Raw genomic sequence first — 21,984 nt, 5'->3', positions numbered from 1 at the left:
ATGAATCAGGAAAAGAAAATACCGGACTGTCCGGTGGAAATGACGTTGCAGCTTATTGGGGATAAATGGAAGGTGCTCATTATCCGGGATCTGCTGACAGGAACAAAAAGATTTAGTGAACTGATGCGTTCGGTTTCCGGTATCACCCAGAAAGTGCTGACCAGCCATCTGCGCAATATGGAGGCGGACGGGCTTCTCACCAGGAAGGTGTACCCGGAAGTTCCGCCCAAAGTGGAATATACCCTCACGGAAACAGGATACAGTCTGAAACCGATTCTGGATTCCATGGTGACCTGGGGGACAAATTATAAGAATCGTCTGGATTAGGTAACTGCGTTTTTCAGAGACCAAAAAAGAGCCGTTTTATCCGAATCTTTTTTGATCTCTGTTAAGGCAAAAGCGGAGTCCTGTCAAAGAAATTTTCAGAATTCATAAGGCGGATTGCCGGAGAAGTCCGCGATCACGCCATGGGGTTCTTCCAGATAGAATACCACGAAGATCGGATTGTCCGCAGTATTGTACTGGCCTTTTACAATGGGATTGGCCATGCAGGCCTCTTTTACTTTCATATTGTCCTCAAAGACTGCTTTGCCGTGCAGGCGGAGCCAGGTGTATGACGCGTCGGAGACAGTAACCTCTATCTCAGGGTTCGCCTGCATATCTTTGTACACTTCTTTTGTAGTGTTGGTGCAGAACCAGAGTTTTCCCTTTTTCTCAAAGCAGAACATGAAGGGGCGGCATTTTGCCTTGCCGTCTCTGCCGACAGTTGCCAGATACTGTACCGGGTTTGCCTGTAAAAATTCCACTACTCTTTTCATTTTGTTCCATCCTCTCTGAAATGTTGTATTTGCCGGATTGTTCCTGTCCTTTGTTTGAAGCGGCCGCTTCTTATATGTTTATCATAAGGCAGTGAAAGGATTTTGCAAAGTATGCACTTTAAAGTGGGATAGGCACCGAGAGGTGTTATAGTATCTGTTCGATACTGCCGCCGCAAAGCAGGGTGTGGAGAAAATTTACAAGAGCCTCCAGTTTATTGGTATCAATCAAGTCCGGTGTATCGTGTTCCGTGTGAAGAATGCGCTCTGCCAGTCCGAATATGTTGCCGGAGGTAACAGAGACTGTGGGAACACCGGAAAAAGAAAACAGGGTGTGGTCTCCCTGAGGCCATGGCTCGATCTGTTCAAATCCATCAAGGTCTGCCGCGCAGCCGGAAATACAGCTCAACAGATTTTGGGGACACTCATAAAACGAGTATGCAGTGCTCTGCCCTTTCGCGCCCACGCCGTCCAGATTGAACGCGCAGATATATTCCTTTGGAGAAGAAAGGTAAGAGGAAAGATACACCATTTCTCCAGGGGTGGAATAATAGTCTTCACCGTTAAAGAGTACAAATTCAATGCGGTATGGCAGCTCCTGCCCTGAAAGATGCTCTGCCAGTGCAAGAAGCACAGCCACTCCGGATGCGTTGTCCAGGGCACCCGGGGTTCCCGGCCTGGTATCAATATGTGCTGAGACACAGACCTTTTGTCTGCCGCTTCCGTAGACGGCAAGGATATTGGCGGCCTTTGCGGAGTGTCTTTTTGTGTTCAGAGTAAGTGATACAGAAAGACCGCTTTTAAGCAGCGGAAGGTGTTTCGGAAGGATCACGGCACATGGAACCTGAAAGTCTCCGTCCTCAATAACCGGAACGAATTGTTCAGGGGAAAGGCTTAAGGTCAGCACAGCCTTTGCTCCGCCCCTTTCCAGCAGGGAGATGGTTTCTCTGTGCTCGTCGGGATTCCAGAACACAAAGCTTTTCGGCATCAGCGGCTCTGCTGCCAGCTCACCGCACAGTACCACTATTTTCCCGGCAGCAGGTGCGCTGCGAAGCTCCTCCAGGGAGCGGATGCAGAGAAGTTCTCCCTGCACGCTGCAGGGAAGTGAAAACGGTGCCGGGGCTGTGGGAATATCTTGTCCGTCAACTGTGAGCGTACTGCCGTTTTCTGTCCAGTCCATACAGTCAAATTCCTGTTTTGTAACGTTAAGGCCGGCGTCAGCGAATACTCTGCCGGCATATGCGGCTGCCTTCTGATTGGCCTTTGAGCCTGTGGGTCTTGCGCCGATTTCTCTGCAGAGTGTGTTCAGGTGACCTTCTATCTTTTTTTGTATCTCCATTTCTGTGACCTCCTCGTTTTTCGTTTGATCCATATGCTTTGTCAAGTGTAACATTTTCATAAAAAAATGCCTCGACTTTATTTGCTGAATCTGCCGGCAGGATAATGGTTCTAAGAGGTCAGAAATAGCCCTTATCGGTATAAGACATAGTCCATCATTTCCCGGCTAAAGCCTGCATCTTTTAAAGCGTCACCTGCATATGCCGGGTATTCTTTTATGAGAAGCCTTTTCTTTTCCGGAAAGACGGCCTTTTCCCTGAACGCGCGGACAAATTCTTTCAGTACAGCAGCTATATCCGCATGCTCCAGTATCCGCAGGATTTTTCCCTGCCGTTCCAGCACCATGACGGGAATTCCGCCGCGAAGCGCCACGGCAGTGCCGGGAACGTTGAGAAAAGAACGGCCCTCCGGATGCTCCAGTACCTTTCCCCAGAGCTGTGCGGGGTCTGATGCGTTCAGCCAGATGATCTGCTCTTCCGGATGTGCCAGAGCCTGTACGATCCCCTTATAATCCTGTTTTCGTATAAACTGGGCGCCGGAGAGTCCCCGCACAAAATACCCTCTTCTCACCTGGCCCGTGAACTCCCAGATACGGAGCACCTCCAGCGCCTGTTTCCAGTCAGGCGCGGATTCCCGGCAAAGGTCTGCATGGAGAGAGAGGGAACGCCGGAAGGTTTCCCTGCACAGAATGATATTTTCACGGAAAAAGGTTTCCAGAAGTTCTTCCGTGGACGGGGTCTTCAGAGGGTGAATGATATCCCAACGTCCTGCGGACAGAGCGGTGATCCTGGCATTGACACGCTGTCTTGCCGCTGCCTTTTGGATCTTATCCCTGTTCAGCCACTGTCTTACCGGGATAAAGCTGTCCGCGCACACCAGTCCCTTTTGGGCCAGCTCCATGAGCAGGCTGCGCACATCTTTGGATACAGGGATATTGGTCAGTGCTTTTAAAAAGCTGGCACCGCGGCGGCGCAGTTCCCGGTAAAGGGTTTGTTCCTCCTGGTCTTCGGAAGAAATCTCTTCAGCAGGCGGGGTGTCCCAGTCAATCTTATCATATTTGAGGAAACAGAGCATGCCCTGAGGCAGCATCTTCCAGAAGTAGTCCCCTTCTGTCAAAATCCGGTCAAGAAGCCCTTCGCTGTATCTGCGGACTCTACCGGCTAAGATAATGTTCTCCCAGAAGGTGACCGGGAATCCCTGACCGCAGAAAAGTTCTATGGTCTGCTTCAGCTGCTCTTCCGGTGAGGCATTTATGAGGATTCTGCCTGCCGCCAGTGCCGCGTAATGTTCCGGCGGCTGTGTGACCGCCTCTGTGCGTAAACTGCGGATTGTGGCATTTCTGGCCCGGTCATAGAGTTTGGCGTGGTAATACAGGCCTTTGTCCTCTGTCAGCTCCTTCTGGGTGCACAGTGTTTCCAGCCACTTCAGAATACAGTCCTGATCCGGCAGATAGCGCTCCTGAACCTGTGCGGCGGTCTGGGGTCCCCGGTAGTACAGCATTCGCCGGATGATATGCATCCCCTCCTCTTCGTCCAGTTCAAGGAGTGTACGTTTATATTCCTCAAGCTGTTCTGCCGCGATCCACAGTCCCGGTTCCAGATATTCCGCCAGTCCCCGGGCTGCCAGCTCCTCCAGCCAGACTGATATGCTGCCGGATTCAGGTGTCCCTGTGTACAGATCATGCAGCTCAGGGGCTGTTATATCACCTTCCATCATCAGAAAGGTATGCAGCTCTGCGGCGTCCCCGGGCAGTTTTCTGCGCTCCTGTACTTTTTTGAGTGCTTCTGCCGAGGGCTTCAATTTTTCAATATAGCGCAGTTCATCGTACACAGCCTGCCGGATGCCCGGTGTGGTTGGGGAATATTCGTACATCTCCTCAGCCTCCACGCGCCACTGCATGGGCAGAGACATGGGGGAAGGACTGTCCAGATATACCTCTCTTACAGCAATCTGCCCGCTCTGCACAGCATGGAGGATGTCAAGCATGCCTTGTATATCCCACTGATCCTCCAGGCATTCCCTCCGGGTTTCACGGATCAGGGGATGGTCTTTTTCCTGTATGAGAGATTCCAGCATTTCCGTACTGCGGAGGCGCTGCATCCAGAGCGGCTGCCTTCCGTTTCGTCTCATCCCCATCATCAGGGCCCTGGCCGCATTATAACGGAATGTTATGTTAAAGACAGGGGTTGCCGGAAGCATGGCCTCCAGGATCTCCCGCACCTTATCCACGTCTACGGAAAAAAGGAGTCCCTCCGGCAGTACATTTTCCCCATAGGGATACAGAAGGATGCCGTCTTCCTCCTCTACACTTCCCACAGGATTTCCCGTTAATTTCTGTGCGGTATCCTGCAGAAGAAGAGAAAGGGGGGTGTTGATCCTTTTTCCGAAGAGCGCGTGCAGCATGATCTGACAGCTTCCTGTGGAATCCCTGAAATGTTCCACTACGATAGTCTTATCGTCGGGCAGGATTCCGGTGGCTTCAAGCTGACGCTGTAAAAAACCGGAAGTATTTTCACAGGCAGCCCGGTCAAGTCCCAGATGTTCCAGTTCTTCCGTCAGTGTTCCCCTGCGCTCCGCCTCTGCCAGTGTTCTCATGATCCTTCCGAATGCCAGGCTGGTCCCAAGGCTGCGTCCCCTGATCTCTCCCTTCCAGAAGGGAAGCCTTGCACCCTCCGTACCTGACTGGGTCACCACCACGGTATCCTTATCCTGGCTTACGATCTTCCAGGCAAAGGAGCCCAGCAGGAACCGGTCGCCAAGCTGTGATTCGTAGACAAACTCCTCATCCAGCTCGCCTACTTTAACACCGTCCTCCGTCCGGGCTGTGTACATGCCCTTGTCCGGTATGGTGCCTCCTGCTGCCACGGCCAGCATTCTGCTGTAGGTATCAGCAAATACCTGCTCATGCAGCCTGTCGTACAGAATCCTGGGACGCACGGGGATCTCTCTTCTGTGTTCATAATCACCTGCCAGCATGGCCAGAACGGCTTTTACGTCCTCCCTAGTGACAGAGCGGAAGGTATAAGTGCGGGCAAGGATCTCCATCACTTCATCAATGGTATACGCCGTACAGGGAATCCCGCCGGAGCCCTTGCCGGGCTCCTGATCTTTCGCTGTGGCCGCCATGGAGACCAGATGCTGTGCCAGTACATCCAGGCACATGCAGGGAGGGCTGGCCTGCTCGATGCCTCCCTGTCTGGCAGCCTGGGCAGTCATGCCGCAGTACAGGGTTTCAGAGGCAGTACGGGGGTACATATACATGACACTGACCCGCCCCGGATTGTGCCCGGCGCGGCCAAGGCGCTGCATGGTACTGGATATGGTGCGGGGACAGCCAATCTGCAGTACCTGGTCAATGTCACCCACGTCAATGCCCAGCTCCATGGAGGATGTAGCGCAGAGCAGGCGCAGATTTCCCCTGCGCAGTGCATCTTCTGATTCTGCCCGCTGCTCTTTTGACAGACTGCCGTGGTGTACACGGGCAAAATCTTCACCCCCAAGCTGATTTACATAGTAGGCCAGCTTTTCTGCGTATCTGCGCCCTTCGGAGAAGGCAATGACACTGCGGCACTGCATACAGCGGCTGTATACCTTCTCCGCCAGTTCTTCCCAAACGGGGTCTTTTCTTCTTCCCGGGGCCTGGGTAATGCCGATCACCTCGATCTGTACCGCTTTCGGCATATGGGGCGCAACCATATGTGCCGGTTCGGGAGACAGATAATCGGCTGCCGTCTGCAGCGGTTCTATGGTGGCGGACAAGCCAATCCTCTGCAGAGGCGCTTTACAGAGACGGTCCAGTCTGGCGGCAGACAGCATCAGGTGGGCGCCCCGTTTTGTGTCAATGAGAGCATGGAGTTCGTCGATGACCAGTGCCCTGGCTGTCTTAAGAACCGTCCGCCCGGTCCGGCTGGTCAGCATCAGATACAGGGATTCCGGTGTGATGATGAGGATATGGGGCGGGTGTTTTACCATGCGCTGCCGTTCCTTCTGGGGTGTGTCCCCGGTCCGGATGCCCACGTTGATCCTGCCGGCGCCCTCGCCGCCCGTAAAAGCGCTGATGCCGTCCAGGGGTCTGTTTAAATTCTCCCGTATATCACCGGCGAGAGATTTAAGCGGTGAGACATAGATCAGGTACAGCTCCTCTTTCAATTCCCCTTTTCCTGCCAGATCCTGCAGGCGGTCGATAAATACCAGAAAAGCCGACAGTGTCTTGCCGGTACCGGTGGGTGCGCTGATCAGAACAGGACCTCCGCTCTGTATGGCAGGCCAGGCTTCCTGCTGCACTTTTGTGGGCTGTCCGAAGGCCTGTCTGAACCAGGAGGCTGTGGGCTGTGTAAATATATGCAGGCTGTCTTGTGTCATATCGTTCATCTGTTTATCCTCTCAAATCCCTGTTTTTTACCGTAAACGTATATAAATGTATCAGTCTTCTGCTGTGATTGTACACCAAAATGGGATGCAGGTGTAGGGTTTTGGTGGCTTTTTTCTGTAGTTTTGATATATAATGGTTACGGTTCCTGTGCACAAAAGGAACAGGATAGATACCATACACGTACACGTGCAGAGAAAAAGGATAAGGAGAACAGATTTGAAAGAAGGATATTATTTGATCGGTGAGGTGAGTAAGATCACCGGAATATCAAAGGACACCCTGCATTTTTATAACAAGATCGGTCTGCTGGTCCCGGATTACATAGATGAAAAGAATCAATACCGCTATTACTCCCGCTGGAACCTGTGGCAGCTTGACATCATAACCACATGCCGCAAATTAAGTGTGCCGCTTGATAAAGTAAAGCAGATTCTGGACTTTCATGACAATGGCAGGATCACCCAGCTTCTGCTGGATTACAGAAATGAAGCCCTCCGTCTGAGCAGATATTATCAGCAGGTGGCGGAGGATATCCTGTGGTATGACGAGGAGAACCAAAGGGTTTCCGCTGCCATCCATTCGGAAGAGGTACAAAAGAAACGGCTGAAGGAGGAAATTGTGATCGCGGGCACTATGACAAGGGACGGCACCTCCTACCACGCAAACCTTCAGGCAGCCGCCAGGGATGAACTCAGGCATGCAGATACCATACAGCGGAAATACGGATATATCCTGGATATAGACGAGATGAGGGCCGGAAATATATACAAATGCAGTGAGTATCTGAAGATTGCGGACAGCAGCTATTCCCATGTAAGCCCGGAAAACCTCCATGTGATGCCCTCAGGGGAATATGCGGTCTGTATAGTCCGTATCATACGTGAGTCTGCGGATTTCGGCCCGCTTTTTTCCTGGATGAAAGAAAACGGATACACAACGGATGCCGTCTATGCAGATGAGCTGGGGCTGCAGCTTTTTGACTATATTGACGACTATTACTGTGAAATAAAAGCCCATTTAAAAAAAATATAAAATAACACTTGACTGTGTAGTTACTCCATCCTTTATTCTTTTTTTCGTTAAGAAAGGATGGTTAAATATGAAACAGACACCTGTATGGAAACTACTGCTTAAACTGTCACCCCCGGTGATGCTGGCTCTGCTGATCCAGTCCGTCTATAATATTGTGGACAGCTATTTTGTGGCAAAATATTCGGCGGAGGGCCTGACTGCCCTGTCTATTATATTTCCCATTCAGCTTTTGATGACTGCTGTGGCAACCGGAACGGGAACAGGGATCAACATTCTGGTATCGCGTATGGACGGGGCCGAGGCATCAGGGGCCCAGAATGATATGATTAAGAGCGGGTTGTTTCTCGGAATTGTGAATTTTGCCGTTTTTACGGCAGTGGGCCTGCTGGGATTAGATGTTTACTGCCGTTTTTCCTCTGACCAGCCCTTAGTGCGGGCAGGGGGAATGCAGTACGGTACCATTGTTTTTCTTTTTTCCCTGGGCATGTTCGTGGAGGCAAACTGCACGAAAATACTGCAGGCCAGAGGGAATATGGTACTTCCCATGTGCGCGCAGATATTCGGCGCGCTGATCAACATCGTGCTGGACCCCCTTCTGATCTTTGGAAAGTTCGGATTTCCTGTAATGGGAATCCGGGGAGCCGCCATTGCCACAGTGATCGGCCAGTGGAGTGCCATGGCGGTGGTCCTGCTCTCTGTGCTGAGACACTGTCCGCTGAACGGCAGGTTCAGAGCCGGAAGCTGTATACAGATCTATAAAGCGGGAATGCCGGCCATTGTCATGCAGTCTCTCTATACCCTTTATATGGTGGGCCTGAACCTGATACTGAAACAGTTTACAGAGGACGCGGTCACAGTGCTGGGCATCTATTACAAGCTGCAGACCTTCTTCTTCATTCCGCTTATGGGACTGCAGCAGGTAATACTGCCTGTCATGAGCTTTAACTATGGGGCAGGGGATTTCAAGCGCGTGAAGGAGACACTGAAATGCTCCATTGCCGTTTCTGTGACCGTGATGGTCCTGGCCTGCGGCATCTTTTTGGCAGTACCGGCGGAGCTTGTGACAGTCTTTTCCGGAAAAAAAGAGATTCTGGAGATTGGCTGCACAGCGCTTCGCATTATTTCTATCAGCTTTATTCCCGCGGCTTTTGTGATCATGCTGACAGTCTATTTCCAGGGGGTAAATATGGGAAGAGCCAGCATCAGCGTCACTGTTTTAAGGCAGATCCTTCTTCTGGTCCCCCTGGCATGGGTCTTTCATTTTCAGGGACTTTCCTATGTATGGCTGACTTTTCCCGTCACAGAGATGATCGCCCTTCTGTTCTGTGCCCGTCTGTATGTCAAATACCCGCCGGAACATATATGGGACAGGAAAGATACATACAACTGCAAGGCAGATGCCGTATCAGGCTTCTGAGAGCCGGATGCGTTCTATCATGCTCTGTTTCCTGAAGTTTTTCATGATGAGATATGTCAGCAGCAGCTGTATGGTCAGGATGACGATGATCAGGACTACTGTCTGCGCAGCGGGATAATGATAACTCAGGATACCGAACATCCGGTTCTTTTTCGCATAGAGAAAGACAAGGTATCCCAGCAGATTTCCGAATCCGAGAGACAGGAGCAGAGTTCCCGCTGTGTAAAAGATTCCTTCTAACTGCAGCATGCGCACCAACTGTTTTTCGGAAAGGCCGATGGCCTGCATGATGCCCAGCTCTCTTCTTCTCACATAGATACTGTTGACCATGGTGTTGATCAGGTTCATGATGCCCACACCGCCCAGAACGATCATGAAGACATAACAGAGCTGGGATAAGAAGCTTGTATTTTTTTCGTTATAAGCCACCTCATCCTCATAGCTTTTCAGTTCCAGAAGCTCGTTTGTTTTTATAAGGGATTTCAGTTCTTTTTCCACACTTTGGAGCCTTTTTTGATCAGCGGCTACGGACCAGTAGTAATCCATTTCAAGTCCTGCCAGTTCATGGATGACAGAGTTTGGAAGCACCAGAAAGGATAAGTGGTTCATGCCGTAGGGCATATCGGCAATGGCCGCGATCTCAAATTCTTTTGGGATCAGATTATTTCCGGAGCGGATCACAACACGGAGGGTATCACCGATTTTGGTACCGGGTATATAACTCAGCATATTTTTATCAATCAGGATTTTATCTCCCTGCTGCAGTTCCTCATAGGTACAGGACCCCTCTTTGACGGTCTGCTGCATTTTATCGGCATATTCCTCCGGAATACCTATAATGCCGGTCTTCCAGGTCTCATCCCCATCCATCAGGTCGGGAAGCTCAACCTGAAGCAGGCTTGCTTTTGTTATTTTTTCCACACCCGGGATATTCATAACCTGTTTTTCAAAATCTCGGTTCAGAGGATTGTTCTTACACAGGACGGACCACTCAAGCTCCGGATGCATCTTGTCCCCGGTGCGGCTGTCAACAGATATCTGAAACTCGTCAAAGATACTGTCCCTGGCTATCTCCTCCGGGTCCGCGCAGGACAGTACCGTGGAGATGACCATGAAAAGAATGCCTGTGAGGCTCAGGGTGACAATGGTCATAACCGTTCGTTTTTTATTTCTGGATAGATTGGCTCCGGTCAGGCGGAACAGGGTCATTTCCGGGCAGCCTCTGCGGAGCTTTTTCTTTGTTTTCATACTGCCGTCGTAGCGCATGGCCTCCACAGGAGAAATCCTGGCAGCGATCTGCATGGGGCGGATCAGTGCGCATACCACGGTGAGCAGGGAGACGGCTGCTGCCATGACGTATATCCACGGCTTCAAAAGAGTGACTTCATGGTTTTCAATCAGCTCTATGACCACAGGACGCAGCGGGTTTTCGGTGCCATATGCAGATAGGAGAAAACGATACCCAATACTGGCTGCAATACTTCCGGCGATCAGGCCCAGGGGAATGGCAATACAGGAAGTCAGCATTCCCTCCCGAAAGACAATCTGACGAATTTGCCGTTTGGTGGCTCCAAGCGCTTTTAGCTTTCCGAATTCCTGTACCTTGTAGATCATGGTGATATAGTAGAGGCTGTAAATGGTCATGATACCGGCCAGGATAACAATGAGCATAATACCCGCAATGCCCGCGTATAAAGACGGGTCTCTGTAGTTGGCAGAAAGGTAAATAGAGTTATCTGCAATATCTGCCTCGCTAATCCCCATCTCCAGGGCAATCTGCTTATAAATATCTTTGATCTCGTCTGTAGTCATGCTTTCAGCACCCGCTACCCGAAGCATGACTCTGTATCTGCGGACAGACGCCGGCTGTTCCTGCTCCACAAAGTCCCTGGTGACCATGGCGGAATAGATTCCGGAATCATCGCTGTCCTTTTGGGTGGGAAGCAGGCCGGTGATGACAAATTCCTGCTTTTTCTCATATCCGACGCCATCTGCCTCCACGGGCTGATAGGGAAGCTCTATGGTATCCCCTATGCCTGCTGTGATTCCCATTGCTTTTAACAGGCCGTTTGAAACAGCAATTTCATTTCCGTTTTTCGGAAAATTCCCTTCCTCCAGTTTTGTTTTATTGAGCTTCCGGGCTGTGTCATCCATGTACACCATCCATCCGGTTCCATCCGGGACGGGAATCATGGCGGGGTCCTGTCGAAGTCCTGCGGTTTCCACTTCTGCGCGGTGGGAAATCGCCTCCGCGGTATCAGGCTTCACGTTGCGGTACATCACATGAAAGGTGGGATATACCTTGTTGGCAGCCGCCATGTCAATTTCTACAGTTCCAAGGCCAATCGCCGGAATGACAAAGATGAGAAGCGTGGTCAGAAGGATGGCTATGCCTGCCATGATATTTCTTCCCTTATTCAATTTCAGATTGGAGAATGCAGTACGGTTTATTGTGTTCATTGGCTCACCACCTTACCGTCCTCAATGACAAGGATCCTGTCAGCCATCTGGGCGATGGTCTCGTCATGGGTGATCATAACAAGCGTCTGTCCGTATTCATTTACACAGGCTTTTAAAAGGGAGATCACCTCCAGCTCTGTTCTGGAGTCCAGGTTGCCGGTGGGCTCATCTGCCAGTATAATGGCAGGTTTGGAGGCAAGGGCACGGGCAATGGCAACCCTCTGCTGCTGCCCTCCGGAGAGGGTGCTGGGAAGGGATTTCAGCTTGTCTGTGATCCCGATGCGCTCTGTCAGGTTCCTGACAAAGGTCTGGTCAACCTTCTTTTTATCAAGCCCCATGGGAAGAACAATATTTTCCCAGACATTTAGGGAGGGAATCAGATTATAATTCTGAAAAATAAATCCGATCTTTCTTCTTCTGAAGACAGCCAGCTCCTCATCTTTCAGTTCAAAAACGTTTTTGCCCTCTATCCGTACCTTTCCGCTGTCCGGGCGGTCCAGAGCGCCCAGCATGTGGAGCAGGGTACTCTTTCCCGAACCGGAGCGTCCCACGATGGCAGTGAACTCTCCGCGCTGTATGTCCATGGTGGTATGGTCTATGGCTTTCACCAGATTTTCCCCGCTGCCGTAATATTTGCATAAGTCTTCTGTTTCCAATAGCATTGTTTTCATAGGGGTTCTCCTTGTCTTATCTGTTATTTTATCTTATTGTCTTTATTGTACCTGTGTATTCTTACAAAAGGATTTCAAGAAGAATAACAGATTTGTAAGAAATGTGAAACGTATTCGCCCATGCAAAAAGCTGCCCTTTAGGACAGCCTGTGACTGGTTTTGGGATATGTGATTTGAAATATACATCCCTTCCTGCCGCTTTTTACACAGATGCTCCCACCCTGTTCTTCCAGAATCTTTCTGGTTAGATACAGCCCCACACCGGAGCCGTCTGTCTCCTGGACAGCAGAGGATCTGCCCCGGTAAAAGCGTTTGAATATCTGGTTTCTCTCCTCTTTCGGGATTCCTATGCCCTGGTCTTCGATTTCGATGAGATAATAACTGACCATGGGTTCCACCCGGATCTCCACTGCGGTATTCGGCGCGGAGTATTTTACGGCGTTGTCAAGTATGTTCACCAGTGCCTCCTGGGTCCAGCGGGGGTCCTGCAGGACATTCTCATCCTCAAATTCACTGACGGAAATGGCGATATTTTTCCGGTAAGCTTTCATGTAGACACTGCTGACAGCACCCTGAAGCGTCTTTTTCAGGCTTTCATATACAGGCTCCAGGCGGATCATGTTGGTTTCCAGCCGGGATAATTGTATAAGGGATTTTGTCAGGTTCTCCAGCTTGAACACCTCATTTTTCCCCTGCATGAGGAAAGAATGCTGCTCTTCTTTCGTAAATCTGCTGGTATCCGCGATCTCATAGCACATTTTCAGGGAGGCAAGGGGTGTCTTCAGCTGATGGGAAATGTCTGTGACCAGTGTCTTTGTCTCCGCAGCCTCCCGTTCAATCCTGGATTTTAAAAGGCTGTTCTCCTGCGTAAGCTGGACAGCTTTGTCTTCCAGCTCGAAGAGTTTAAGTTCCGTCCGGTTTTGCAGCTTTTTCTGGTGTAAAATAAGAAATGCCAGCAGAAGGACGAAAAAGGAGGCAGCCAGTAACAATACAGGCAGAAAAGAGGCAACCGCAGGGGATATGACCGCGTATCTTCCGCTGTAACCATATGCAGCTTCTGCTGTCTGTCCGGCAGCAAGGGCCTGTTCGCGGTCAATCTCCTCTTTTCCTTCCACTGCGCTGACATAACCGCCTTCTGTAGTGGGTTTTGTGAGAAGAAGTCTTCCCAGAAGTTCCTGGTTTTCCATATGCACCGTGTCTATCCATCGGACGGCTGTGTATAAAGTGCCGGACAGAAGCAGAACCAGCAGGCCCAGAAACACCATTATTCTTTTGTTACGTCCTTTGTCCATATGTATCCCATCCCTCTTACATTCTGTACAGCGTCTATCTCCAGCTTTGCTTTCAGGCGGCTTATATTGACCGGTACGGTATTGTCATCCACAAACTGGCCGTCAATATCCCATACCGCCTCCGCAATCTGTTCCTTTGAAAAAATCTGCTGGGGATTTTCCAGAAAGAAGATCAAAAGCTGCAGTTCTTTTTTGCTGAGTGACAGAGGCTCTCCGCCTTTCCAGACTTTCATTTCCTTAAGGGATACGCGGATGTCACTGCATTTTAAAGTGGAGGTCTTTTCTGTACCGACCCGTTTCATCAGCGCGTGAACTTTGGATACGAGGACCATCAGACTGAAAGGTTTGGTGATGTAGTCATCCGCCCCCATGTCATAGCCGGTCACTATATCAATCTCCTGGTCAAGCGCGGTCAGGAAGATAATATAAACATTGCTCTTTTCTCTTATTTTCCGGCAGAAATCAAGTCCGCTGCCCTCACTCAGGTTGATGTCACTGATAATCAGGTGGACCTCATTTTTTTCAAACAGGTCTTCCGCCCCGGAAGCGGTGAACGCAGACAGGACGCGAAAACCCTCTTTTTCCAGACGCATGGAAATCCCCCGGTTCAGGTTCCTGTCATCTTCCAGAAGTAATATGGTCTTTTTCAAGGGAGTTCTCCTTTTTCATTTGATAGTCTGATTATAGTGTACTTTCTGCCGGATTGTCAAATGAAAGGCAGCAGCCCGGAAAACAGTATGTTCACGCTTTTTTTACGATCGGTATCCAGACCTCGTACAGGGCGTTCTGCGGGTCCTGGTTTAAGTAGACTTCTATGTCCGGCCTGTCTGCGTATTCATACCCGGAGGTGGGAAGCCATTCTGTGACGATCCGCTGCTCCAGCTCCTGAATGGACAAATGGGTGCCGGAACCGGAGAAAATCGCCCAGGCGGAAGCCGGAACTTCATATTCCTCCAGATCCTCAGCTGTCGGAAGACTGCTGGCAACCGCGATAAAATATTTCCATTTTTCTTGGTCATTGCAGGCACTGACACCTAAGAGGCCCATGGGCTGCCGGTTCATCATGGCTGCCAGTTTCGGTATGGTGCCGTCGGCTGCCGCTTTGCCCCACATCCCGGGAACGATTTCAAAATTCTTTTCCACTTCTCTGTGCATGGGCTGCGAAATGCCTACAATGCGGAAGGCTTCCTTTTCTTCAATCCGATAATTCAACTCTTCCACTCCCTTTATGGTGATCGTAAAGCTGATGGGAGGATAAGATTTCAGGCAGGTGCCCGCTTTTTTGGCTGCGGAGGGTGTGATGCCGTGTACATTTTGAAAGGCACGGTTAAAGGCAGTGGGGGAAGCATAGCCGTATTTCAGGGCAATGTCCATGATTTTCGCATCGCTTCTCTGCAGGTCCGCGGCAGCCAGGGACATGCGTCTGCGGCGTATGTACTCTGAAAGGGGGATTCCTGCCATGTAGGTAAACATTCTCTGAAAGTGATAGGTGGAACAGCAGGCTATTTTCGCTGCCTGCTCATAATCGGTTTCCTCTTTGATATGTTCTTCCAGATAGCTGATGGCTTTATTGAGACGTTCGATCCAATCCATTTGTTATAGGCTCCTTTTTTTCATTATAATTGTCTCTGATTTTAATGTATTTTCTGTTGGGCTTCCTCTCCTTTTGTGCACAAAAAAGAGAGGTAATTTCAGTATAATGGAAAAACAGGTTTAGGACAATGGCGGTTTCTTCCAATGCGGCGGGGACTGGATACCGATATTCGTTTTCAGATATGTAAGCCACAGGCAGAACGGAAAAAACAGCCAGAGAATCCGTTCCTGTATAAGTGCACTGCTGTTCTGTCCATGCAGAATACAAAAAGAAAAGGAGAGCAGCAAAAAGAATCCTGTCATCATAAGAAGAGATGAAAGCTTTCTAAGCCGGAGGCTGCGCAGGAAAAAATATCCCGGCAAAACAGAAAAAATACTGAACAATCCGGAGATGAAAGCGGATGTAAAATAAGAAAGCTCCATCCCGCTTTTTTCGGCTTTAAAAAGCAGAGCAATCTCCCCGGCCTTTTGTTCTGCTGCCTCTGCCCAGAAAGCAAAATCGGACCATTGGGAGGGAAGCATATCTCCCGGAATCCGGATGCGGATATCTAAAATCCAGATACATGCCGTTGCACTCAGAATACCGACCAAAAGGGGGAAGAGACCGTCCGCCTTCCTGAATATGCCGGACAGGAGATAGAGCAGGAAAAACGCGGCAGTGATACGAAGCAGTGCCTCCGAAAAAATCCCGTACAGATGCAGAGGAAGCAGAGTACCCTGTATTCCCGTACTGCCTGAAAACCGGCGGACAGCCTCCTGCCTGCTTTCCTTTCCGGTAATGTGAAGTGTAACACGGTTCATGACAGCCTTTGTATCCCTGTCCGCCTGTATGAGGGCAGTGCCGCTGCTGCCGGGGAGAACTCCCAGAATTTCATATGGTCTTCCGTCAATCATCAGGCTCTTCCCCTGTATCTTTGTACTTCCGAAGAGAAGCCCGGACAGTTTTTCATCGATCATGCAGCCGCCGGTATCTGTCACTTCCAGTGTACGGCTGCCCGGCAGAATAAGGCCGGAGCTGCCTGCTGCTGTGATGAGGCCGGCATTGGCCTTTCTGTTCAAATCGGGTGCGGCAACCTGCACATTTTCAGACTCTCCCCAGAGGGTAAAAGACAAATCACCATCCCGGCTGTCACGGGACAGGGAAAGAGCCTGGTTCCCGTCTATCCGGTTTTCTGTCTGTATGACACAGGTGGTTTCATCTGCCTTTATGGTTCCATAGAACAGCGCCTGGGCAAGACATATGAAACAGACGGCTCCCAGCAGAAGCTGTTTCATATGCCCCTTTCTCCCCCTCATTCTTCCTCCGGGCGTATGCGGTCGCCTGCCTTCACGGTCTTTTGGGAGGAGAGAATGATCTGGCTGTCTGCGTCTAATCCATCCGCCTTCAGAGCTGCCATGGTATTATTTTTCTCCGGAACCTCCACATTGATGCGGACAGCAGTGAGCTCATTTCCCAGAATATTTTCCGTTTCCTGTACGGTGAGGACAAAATACTGGTTGTCCTCCATGCGCAGTGCTTCCAGAGGAACTACGCAGGGATAGACAGCCGAGTTCATTTCTGCATAAAGCACAGCGCTTTCATCTGCGTCAAATTCGCCTTTTTCTATATCTGCCGTGATATCTGTCAGGTCAGGATTTTCTTTATTCTCAGTAATGGATTGGATGGTGAGGCCCTCCGCCGTTTTTTTACCGTCAGCGGATTTTAAAGTGACCGCATCTCCGTCTGTGATGATTTCTGCCTGTTCCTTTGGGATGGAAGCCGTATATCTGTATCCGGAAGATAAATCCGCCAGGGTGACGGAACTTCCCTCTCCCGTTGCGCTGCCGGCTTCCACATGGACTTTTCTTACGATTCCCTCTGCGGGGGAAAGAATCTGTCCGCCTGCTTTTTGAAGGGCGGTGTATTTGTCCAGTTCCGTCTGCAGTGTTTTCATCTCCATCTCCGTGGTCTTCGGTGTACTGTCGGGTACGGTGGGTTTCCGGGTGTCCTCCATCTTTCTCTGGGCATCAGCAAGTCCTTCCTCTCTCAGCCTGAGAGCGTCCTCATAGGCGTTTTCAGCCTGTGTGCAGGCATCAGCAAGCACCTGGCGCTGTTCGCCCGCAGACTGGTTTTCCAGGGCTTCTTGGGACGCCTGCCAGGTTTCCAGGGCTTCATCGGCTGACGTGCAGGCATCTCTTGCAGACTGTACCGCGTTTTCGGCCTCCTCTGCGTCCTTTTCCAGTGCTGCCAGAATCTCTTGGGGCTTTTGCTCCGTTTTTGCCTGCTCTAAGAGCGCTTTTTTCTGGTCTGCGTCTGCCTCCGCCTGTTCCAGGAGCTGATGCTTTTCATCGCTGGCCTGTATAAGCGCCTCTTCCACAGAATCGGGAAGGTTCTCCTGCTCGCCGCTGCTTTGACTGTCAAATTCCTCCAGCCGGTTCTGCGCTTCTGCCAGGGCCTCATAAGCCTGCTGAACTTTGGCATCCAGTCTTTCTTTTGTTCTGCTGTAATCTTCCTCTGCCCTGCTTTGCTCCGTATTCTTATTTTGCTGTTCCAGCCGGCTTTTTTCCCTGCTGTCCTTAAGGCTCAGCTTTAATTTCTCCAGTTCCCGGTTTTTTAACAGGATCTTTTCTTCCAGATCCTCCATGTCCACTTCAAAGAGTACGTCCTGTTCAGAGACATGGTCTCCTTCACTGACAAGCACCTTTTTTACGCGGATGCCGGGTACGGTATTGACTGCCTGCTGCTGTTTCTCCTTCACGGTCCCTGTGGCAGTCACTTTGTATTTCAGGGCTGTCTTTTGCGGCGCGGTACATGTGACTCTGGGGGTTATGATGTTGGCTGCTGCCCGCGACAGAACCGTGAGCAAAGCCATGACCACCAGAAATGCGCCCAGAGCCTTCCCGGCTTTTTTCTGAATATCAGGTAATTGTTTTTTGTTATGAATCATGGTGTCTATCCTCTCTACTCTTTGACCGCTGCTGCAACAATCCCCTGTTCCAGATAATCCTGCCCGCACAAAAAAACCATCAGGGCAGGGAGCAGGGTTACCACAGATGCTGCAAAGGAAATTCCCGCGCGCTCCGGACTGATATTGGGCAGATACAGGGAAAGCGGCCAGAGTTTTTTACTTTTTAAGAAGGTCAGGGGCTGTTCGATCAGATTCCAGGATTCCAGAAAGCCCAGTACAACGGCAGATACAATGCCTGAGGAACCAAGAGGAATGCCTAAATGCAGAAAAATGTCCCTCTCCCCCGCCCCGTCTATCCTTGCCGCGTCCATGAGCGCCTGCGGAATCCCACAGAAAAAGCGGTACATGATAAACACGGGGAAGGTAGAGAAAGCACCCGGAAGAATTACCGCCGGAAGCGTGTCTGTGAGCTGCATTTCGGAGAGGACCAGATAGCTGGAAAGCATGGTGACCTGGAAGGGCATCATCATGAGCAGTATGTATAAAGTAAACAGCAGCTTTTTGAAAGGGAATGCATATCTGGCAAATCCCCAGGCAGCCGGAACTCCGGCCAGTAACTGTCCAGCCAGGATTCCGGCAGTGAGTGCGGCAGAATTCCAGAACATATGAAAAAATTCCGGGGAGTCCAGCAGAAGCTGCACATAATGCCTGAGGGTAGGGGTGAGGGGAAGAAGGCTCCATGACATAGGCTGTTCTCCAAGCGACAGGGCTGCCCCCAGGTGATTTTGTAATTCCCCGGTTCCCATCAGAGAACCGGTAAAAAGAAAGAAAATAGGATAACAGACAGCGGCTCCTAAAAGAAGCAGCAGAAATCCCGCTATTTTTTTGCTCATTTTATTCACTCCTCCAGATCCCAGGAACGCTTAAGCAGAGAGACAAGCCCGAAGATGACAAGAACCATCAGCACAGCCGCTGCTGCCAGCTTATCAAAATCCATTTCCCGGAACCAGTTATTGAACAGATGCTGCAGGAGATACATACTCTCATCAGGATAATCCCCTGCAGCCAGGTATCCCTCCCGGAATACCTTGAAAGAATTCAAAAATGACAGAACTGTGATGGTATAGAGGACCGGCTTCAGGCTGGGAAGGGTGATTTTAAAGAAGCAGGTCCACTCTCCTGCCCCGTCAACCCTGGCAGCCTCATACAGATTGTATGGAATACCGGACAGTCCTGCCATCCACAGCACGATATCATACCCCAGGTTCTTCCAGATATAACTGAACACCAGCACCCAGAAAGCATATCCGGAATTCATCCAGTCCACTGCCTCATGGTCTGTACTGACAGCCAGAAGGCTGAGAAACCCGTCTTCGTGAAAGGTCACTCTCCAGAGCAGGACCACAGATGCCACCGGAACAGCCATGGGAAGCAGAAATGCTGATTTTAAAAGGCTGCCCAGTCTTTTCAGCCGCTGCAGAAATACACTGATAAAGAGTGACATGCAGATAAGAAGCGGAATGCAGATACTGGTGAAGCGCAGGGTATTTTTGACTGCCAGCCGAAAGGCCGGAGTCCGGAACAAGATACGGTAATTGTCCAGACCCGTCCATGTCCTTGTGACCGCATTCTGGAAGGAACGTAGTGTTACATCCAGAAAAGGGATGAGGACAAAGATACAGACTCCGGCAAGGCTGGGCAGTAGGAACAAAATTCCTGTTAAGGCATGTTTTCTTCTACCCATAGGATATCACTCCGCCAGGTAGAGATTGATCTTTTTCAGAATGGCATCCACAGTATCGGAAACGGACACCTCCCCGGAAAGGCATTTTACCCCTTCTGCCATGACGGTTCTGTTTATGATCTCATCTGTGACTGCAGGCGTTTTCAGTGTTTTTATCATTTCCTTGAGTGCGTCGTAATCCTCCTGGGCAGGTGGGATCATTTCCAGATCAAGTACACTACCATCCACATCACTTTCCATATGTGTCATCCCCAGAGGGAAATTGGAGGGAAGTGTAAGCCTGCCATCAAAAGCCGTCCGGCTCACCGGCCAGGAAGCCGCAGCAGAACTGTACTGCCCCTCTGTCAGAAGAAAGCTTACAAATTCTCTGGCAGTCTCTTCGCTGCCGGTCTTGGAACTGATCCCAACAGGTGACAACGGAATAAATACGTTTTCCGACTGACCCGGCGTGCTTTTATATCCGCCGCTTCCGAAATATTTTGCCATGGAGAGGATATGAGAAAGCCCCTCTGCACTCATGAAGTTGCCTATGGTCATATGGGAATCCGTATACCCCATCTCAATGGTATTGAGCTGTGCGCTTGTCATAAAGGGAGACAGTTCAAACGGCTGGGATTCTGTGTCGGAGTATTCCATACTGTCCGGCGCATTCTGGGCGTCTGCTATCTTTTTTGCGTTTTCAAAAAACGCTGTCAGTCTTTCTTCATCCAGCGTTCCGTCCTCTGCCATCCAGGATGGGGAAGAAGAAGGAATCAGAGTCAGTAAAAGTGTGGAATTCGTCATACTTCCCAGAACATGGCTGACCTCCGGACGGTTTTCCCTGTCCGCTTCCGCTGCCTCTGCCAGCTCTTCCAGACTGCCGATCCGGTCCAGCACGGACTGTTCACCTACGAGGACCGGTATGGAAAAACCGGTGGGCACTGCGCGGAGTGCGCCGTCTTTTTTGTAAGCGTTTACAATATTGTCAAAGAATTTTTCCTTCTGATCTGCTTTTTCCACCAGGTCCCCAATATCCATGAGCAGCCCTTTTTCTATATAGGAAGAAATGGGCAGGCCGTCCAGGATCAGCACATCCGGTCCCTCGCCGGCCATGATATTCGTATTCAGTGTCTTCAGCGCGTCGAATCTGGTCACAGCATCCTTTCCTGTCATGCCGGTTTCATACTCCACCATCACATCAGAGTGCCGGCCCTGAAAGGCTGTGATGGACTGGCGGATATTCGGGCTGTCATACAGTGAATACACGGTGATGGTATGCTCCGGCTGAAGAGATGCCTCGGTATCGAACATATAGCGGAACAGGCGTCCCTGCTCATCCATATAATAGGGGATGAAAATGGTTCCGTCCGTCAGGGCAGCGGATATGTCGGCAGAAAACGAATTGCTGTTCATCTGTCCCATGGAGCCATTGAAAATTTTCTCTATGGCAGTTCCGTCTGTTTTGTAGCGGTAAATACCGGACTGGCTGACAAAATACAGGGATTTGCCGTCAGCACCCGGCAGTATGGAGAAATCCATGGATCCTTCCTGCAGGAAACTGCTGAGGGCCTCCTGCTCTCCCTCGGGTTCCTGTGTCTGCAGATCGTATGATATGACTTTTATATTTTCATATTTGAGAGAGCCATCATCCAGAACACGGATATCACTGGAAAATTCAAAAAGCCTGTCGCCCACACAGGCGTACATGGCCATCCCCTGGATTTCCTGTCCCTCTGCTGTCTCCTGGCCATAAGTGTGTTTCAGCGAAAAGGTTTCACCGTCCAGTTGATAAACATTTGTGTCATCCATACACAGAACATCACCGGAATCTGTAAAAACGGCATTTCTCACTATATTGACACTGCCTGAGTCTTCAATGGACGTCTGGGGAAGTTCCGGGTCAACTGTGCGTACGCTTCCGTCCGCTGTCACCATCTTATACTGGCGCTGCTCACTTCCCATACCGTAAAAGATATCACCTTTGCCGGAGATAGCAAAAAATGCGGAGCTGTCTTGGGATGCCAGATCATCCCTCAGTTCCTGAGGCGTTTCCGCCCAGGAGACCCAGCTTTCCCCCTTGTCGTCAGAGTCAAAGATCCCGTTGGCAGAAGCTATTCTCAAACTGCCGTCTTCCAGCCCCTTCATTGCCAGAAGCAGGTCATCGAGAAAAGGCGCGTCTGCGCTGTTTGAATCTGCAGGTTTTAAAATATCTGTGTCGTGGAGCTTTATTTCCTGTTCCGTATATCTGCCTTTTGCGGCGCTTTGGCTGCCTGTATCCTTCTCTTTCTCATCCTGCGCTTTCCCGCATGATGCAAGCGTAAATACGAGGCAGAGGGAAAGCACGGCAAGAATCCGTTGTGTCCATCTCTTTTTTTGGTTCATT

Annotated in this window: 16 protein-coding genes; 3 read left to right on the top strand and 13 right to left on the bottom strand. The window is 50.4% G+C overall.

The features are described 5' to 3' along the window. Entirely contained in the window at positions 1-327 is a 327-nt protein-coding gene (locus V8Q34_RS04005; RefSeq protein ID WP_148391376.1) for a winged helix-turn-helix transcriptional regulator, read from the top strand. A gap of 95 nt (positions 328-422) precedes the next feature. Here V8Q34_RS04005 and V8Q34_RS04000 read toward each other — a convergent pair whose 3' ends face one another. The 3 genes from V8Q34_RS04000 to V8Q34_RS03990 all read right to left on the bottom strand — a co-directional run bounded on the left by V8Q34_RS04000 (position 423) and on the right by V8Q34_RS03990 (position 6,515). Continuing rightward, entirely contained in the window at positions 423-818 is a 396-nt protein-coding gene (locus V8Q34_RS04000; protein WP_033142276.1) for a pyridoxamine 5'-phosphate oxidase family protein, read from the bottom strand. 145 nt (positions 819-963) lie between these two features. Further along, positions 964-2,154, bottom strand: a complete 1,191-nt coding sequence (locus tag V8Q34_RS03995; protein WP_335834869.1) for a M28 family peptidase — start codon at positions 2,152-2,154, stop codon at positions 964-966. 131 nt (positions 2,155-2,285) lie between these two features. Beyond that, on the bottom strand, positions 2,286-6,515 hold the full coding sequence (locus V8Q34_RS03990) for a DEAD/DEAH box helicase (RefSeq protein ID WP_335834914.1): 4,230 nt from the start codon (positions 6,513-6,515) through the stop codon (positions 2,286-2,288). Between the two features lie 226 nt (positions 6,516-6,741). Between V8Q34_RS03990 and V8Q34_RS03985 the strand changes: the two genes are divergently transcribed. Continuing rightward, entirely contained in the window at positions 6,742-7,557 is an 816-nt protein-coding gene (locus V8Q34_RS03985; RefSeq protein ID WP_335834868.1) for a MerR family transcriptional regulator, read from the top strand. 67 nt (positions 7,558-7,624) lie between these two features. Next, positions 7,625-8,974 (top strand): MATE family efflux transporter, encoded by a 1,350-nt coding sequence (locus V8Q34_RS03980; protein WP_256129645.1) that lies wholly within the window; start codon positions 7,625-7,627, stop codon positions 8,972-8,974. On the opposite strand, the gene V8Q34_RS03975 is transcribed toward V8Q34_RS03980, so the two are convergent. The 10 genes from V8Q34_RS03975 to V8Q34_RS03930 form a co-directional block, all read right to left on the bottom strand. Beyond that, positions 8,963-11,434: an ABC transporter permease gene (locus V8Q34_RS03975; protein WP_335834867.1), complete on the bottom strand. Its 2,472-nt coding sequence runs from the start codon at positions 11,432-11,434 to the stop codon at positions 8,963-8,965. The two genes, V8Q34_RS03980 and V8Q34_RS03975, sit on opposite strands and share 12 nt — an antisense overlap. Further along, a complete protein-coding gene (locus V8Q34_RS03970; protein WP_103731639.1) occupies positions 11,431-12,105 on the bottom strand; it encodes an ABC transporter ATP-binding protein in 675 nt (224 codons plus the stop codon). Before V8Q34_RS03970 ends, V8Q34_RS03975 begins: the two co-directional genes overlap by 4 nt. Positions 12,106-12,242: 137 nt before the next feature. After that, positions 12,243-13,397, bottom strand: a complete 1,155-nt coding sequence (locus tag V8Q34_RS03965; protein ID WP_052099575.1) for a sensor histidine kinase — start codon at positions 13,395-13,397, stop codon at positions 12,243-12,245. Continuing rightward, positions 13,370-14,047, bottom strand: coding sequence for a response regulator transcription factor (locus V8Q34_RS03960; RefSeq protein ID WP_033142281.1), 678 nt, complete (start codon positions 14,045-14,047; stop codon positions 13,370-13,372). Before V8Q34_RS03960 ends, V8Q34_RS03965 begins: the two co-directional genes overlap by 28 nt. 91 nt (positions 14,048-14,138) lie before the next feature. Further along, positions 14,139-14,990 (bottom strand): AraC family transcriptional regulator, encoded by an 852-nt coding sequence (locus tag V8Q34_RS03955; protein ID WP_033142282.1) that lies wholly within the window; start codon positions 14,988-14,990, stop codon positions 14,139-14,141. Between the two features lie 120 nt (positions 14,991-15,110). Continuing rightward, positions 15,111-16,265, bottom strand: coding sequence for an ABC transporter permease (locus tag V8Q34_RS03950; protein WP_335834866.1), 1,155 nt, complete (start codon positions 16,263-16,265; stop codon positions 15,111-15,113). 17 nt (positions 16,266-16,282) lie between these two features. Further along, positions 16,283-17,917, bottom strand: a complete 1,635-nt coding sequence (locus tag V8Q34_RS03945) for a hypothetical protein (RefSeq protein WP_335834865.1) — start codon at positions 17,915-17,917, stop codon at positions 16,283-16,285. A 14-nt stretch (positions 17,918-17,931) separates the two neighbouring features. Further along, positions 17,932-18,771, bottom strand: coding sequence for a carbohydrate ABC transporter permease (locus V8Q34_RS03940; protein ID WP_033142285.1), 840 nt, complete (start codon positions 18,769-18,771; stop codon positions 17,932-17,934). A gap of 5 nt (positions 18,772-18,776) precedes the next feature. After that, the gene (locus tag V8Q34_RS03935; RefSeq protein ID WP_335834864.1) at positions 18,777-19,622 is read right to left on the bottom strand and encodes a carbohydrate ABC transporter permease; all 846 of its coding nucleotides are present in this window, start codon (positions 19,620-19,622) and stop codon (positions 18,777-18,779) included. Between the two features lie 6 nt (positions 19,623-19,628). Then, positions 19,629-21,983, bottom strand: coding sequence for an extracellular solute-binding protein (locus tag V8Q34_RS03930; protein ID WP_335834863.1), 2,355 nt, complete (start codon positions 21,981-21,983; stop codon positions 19,629-19,631). Between the last annotated feature and the right edge of the window lies 1 nt (position 21,984).

This window comes from Blautia sp. JLR.GB0024, assembly GCF_037000545.1.
In the GTDB taxonomy this organism is placed as follows: Bacteria; Bacillota; Clostridia; order Lachnospirales; family Lachnospiraceae; genus Blautia; species Blautia celeris.
Note: the sequence above shows the minus strand (reverse complement) of the source record. Positions and strands in the feature narration are given on the sequence as shown.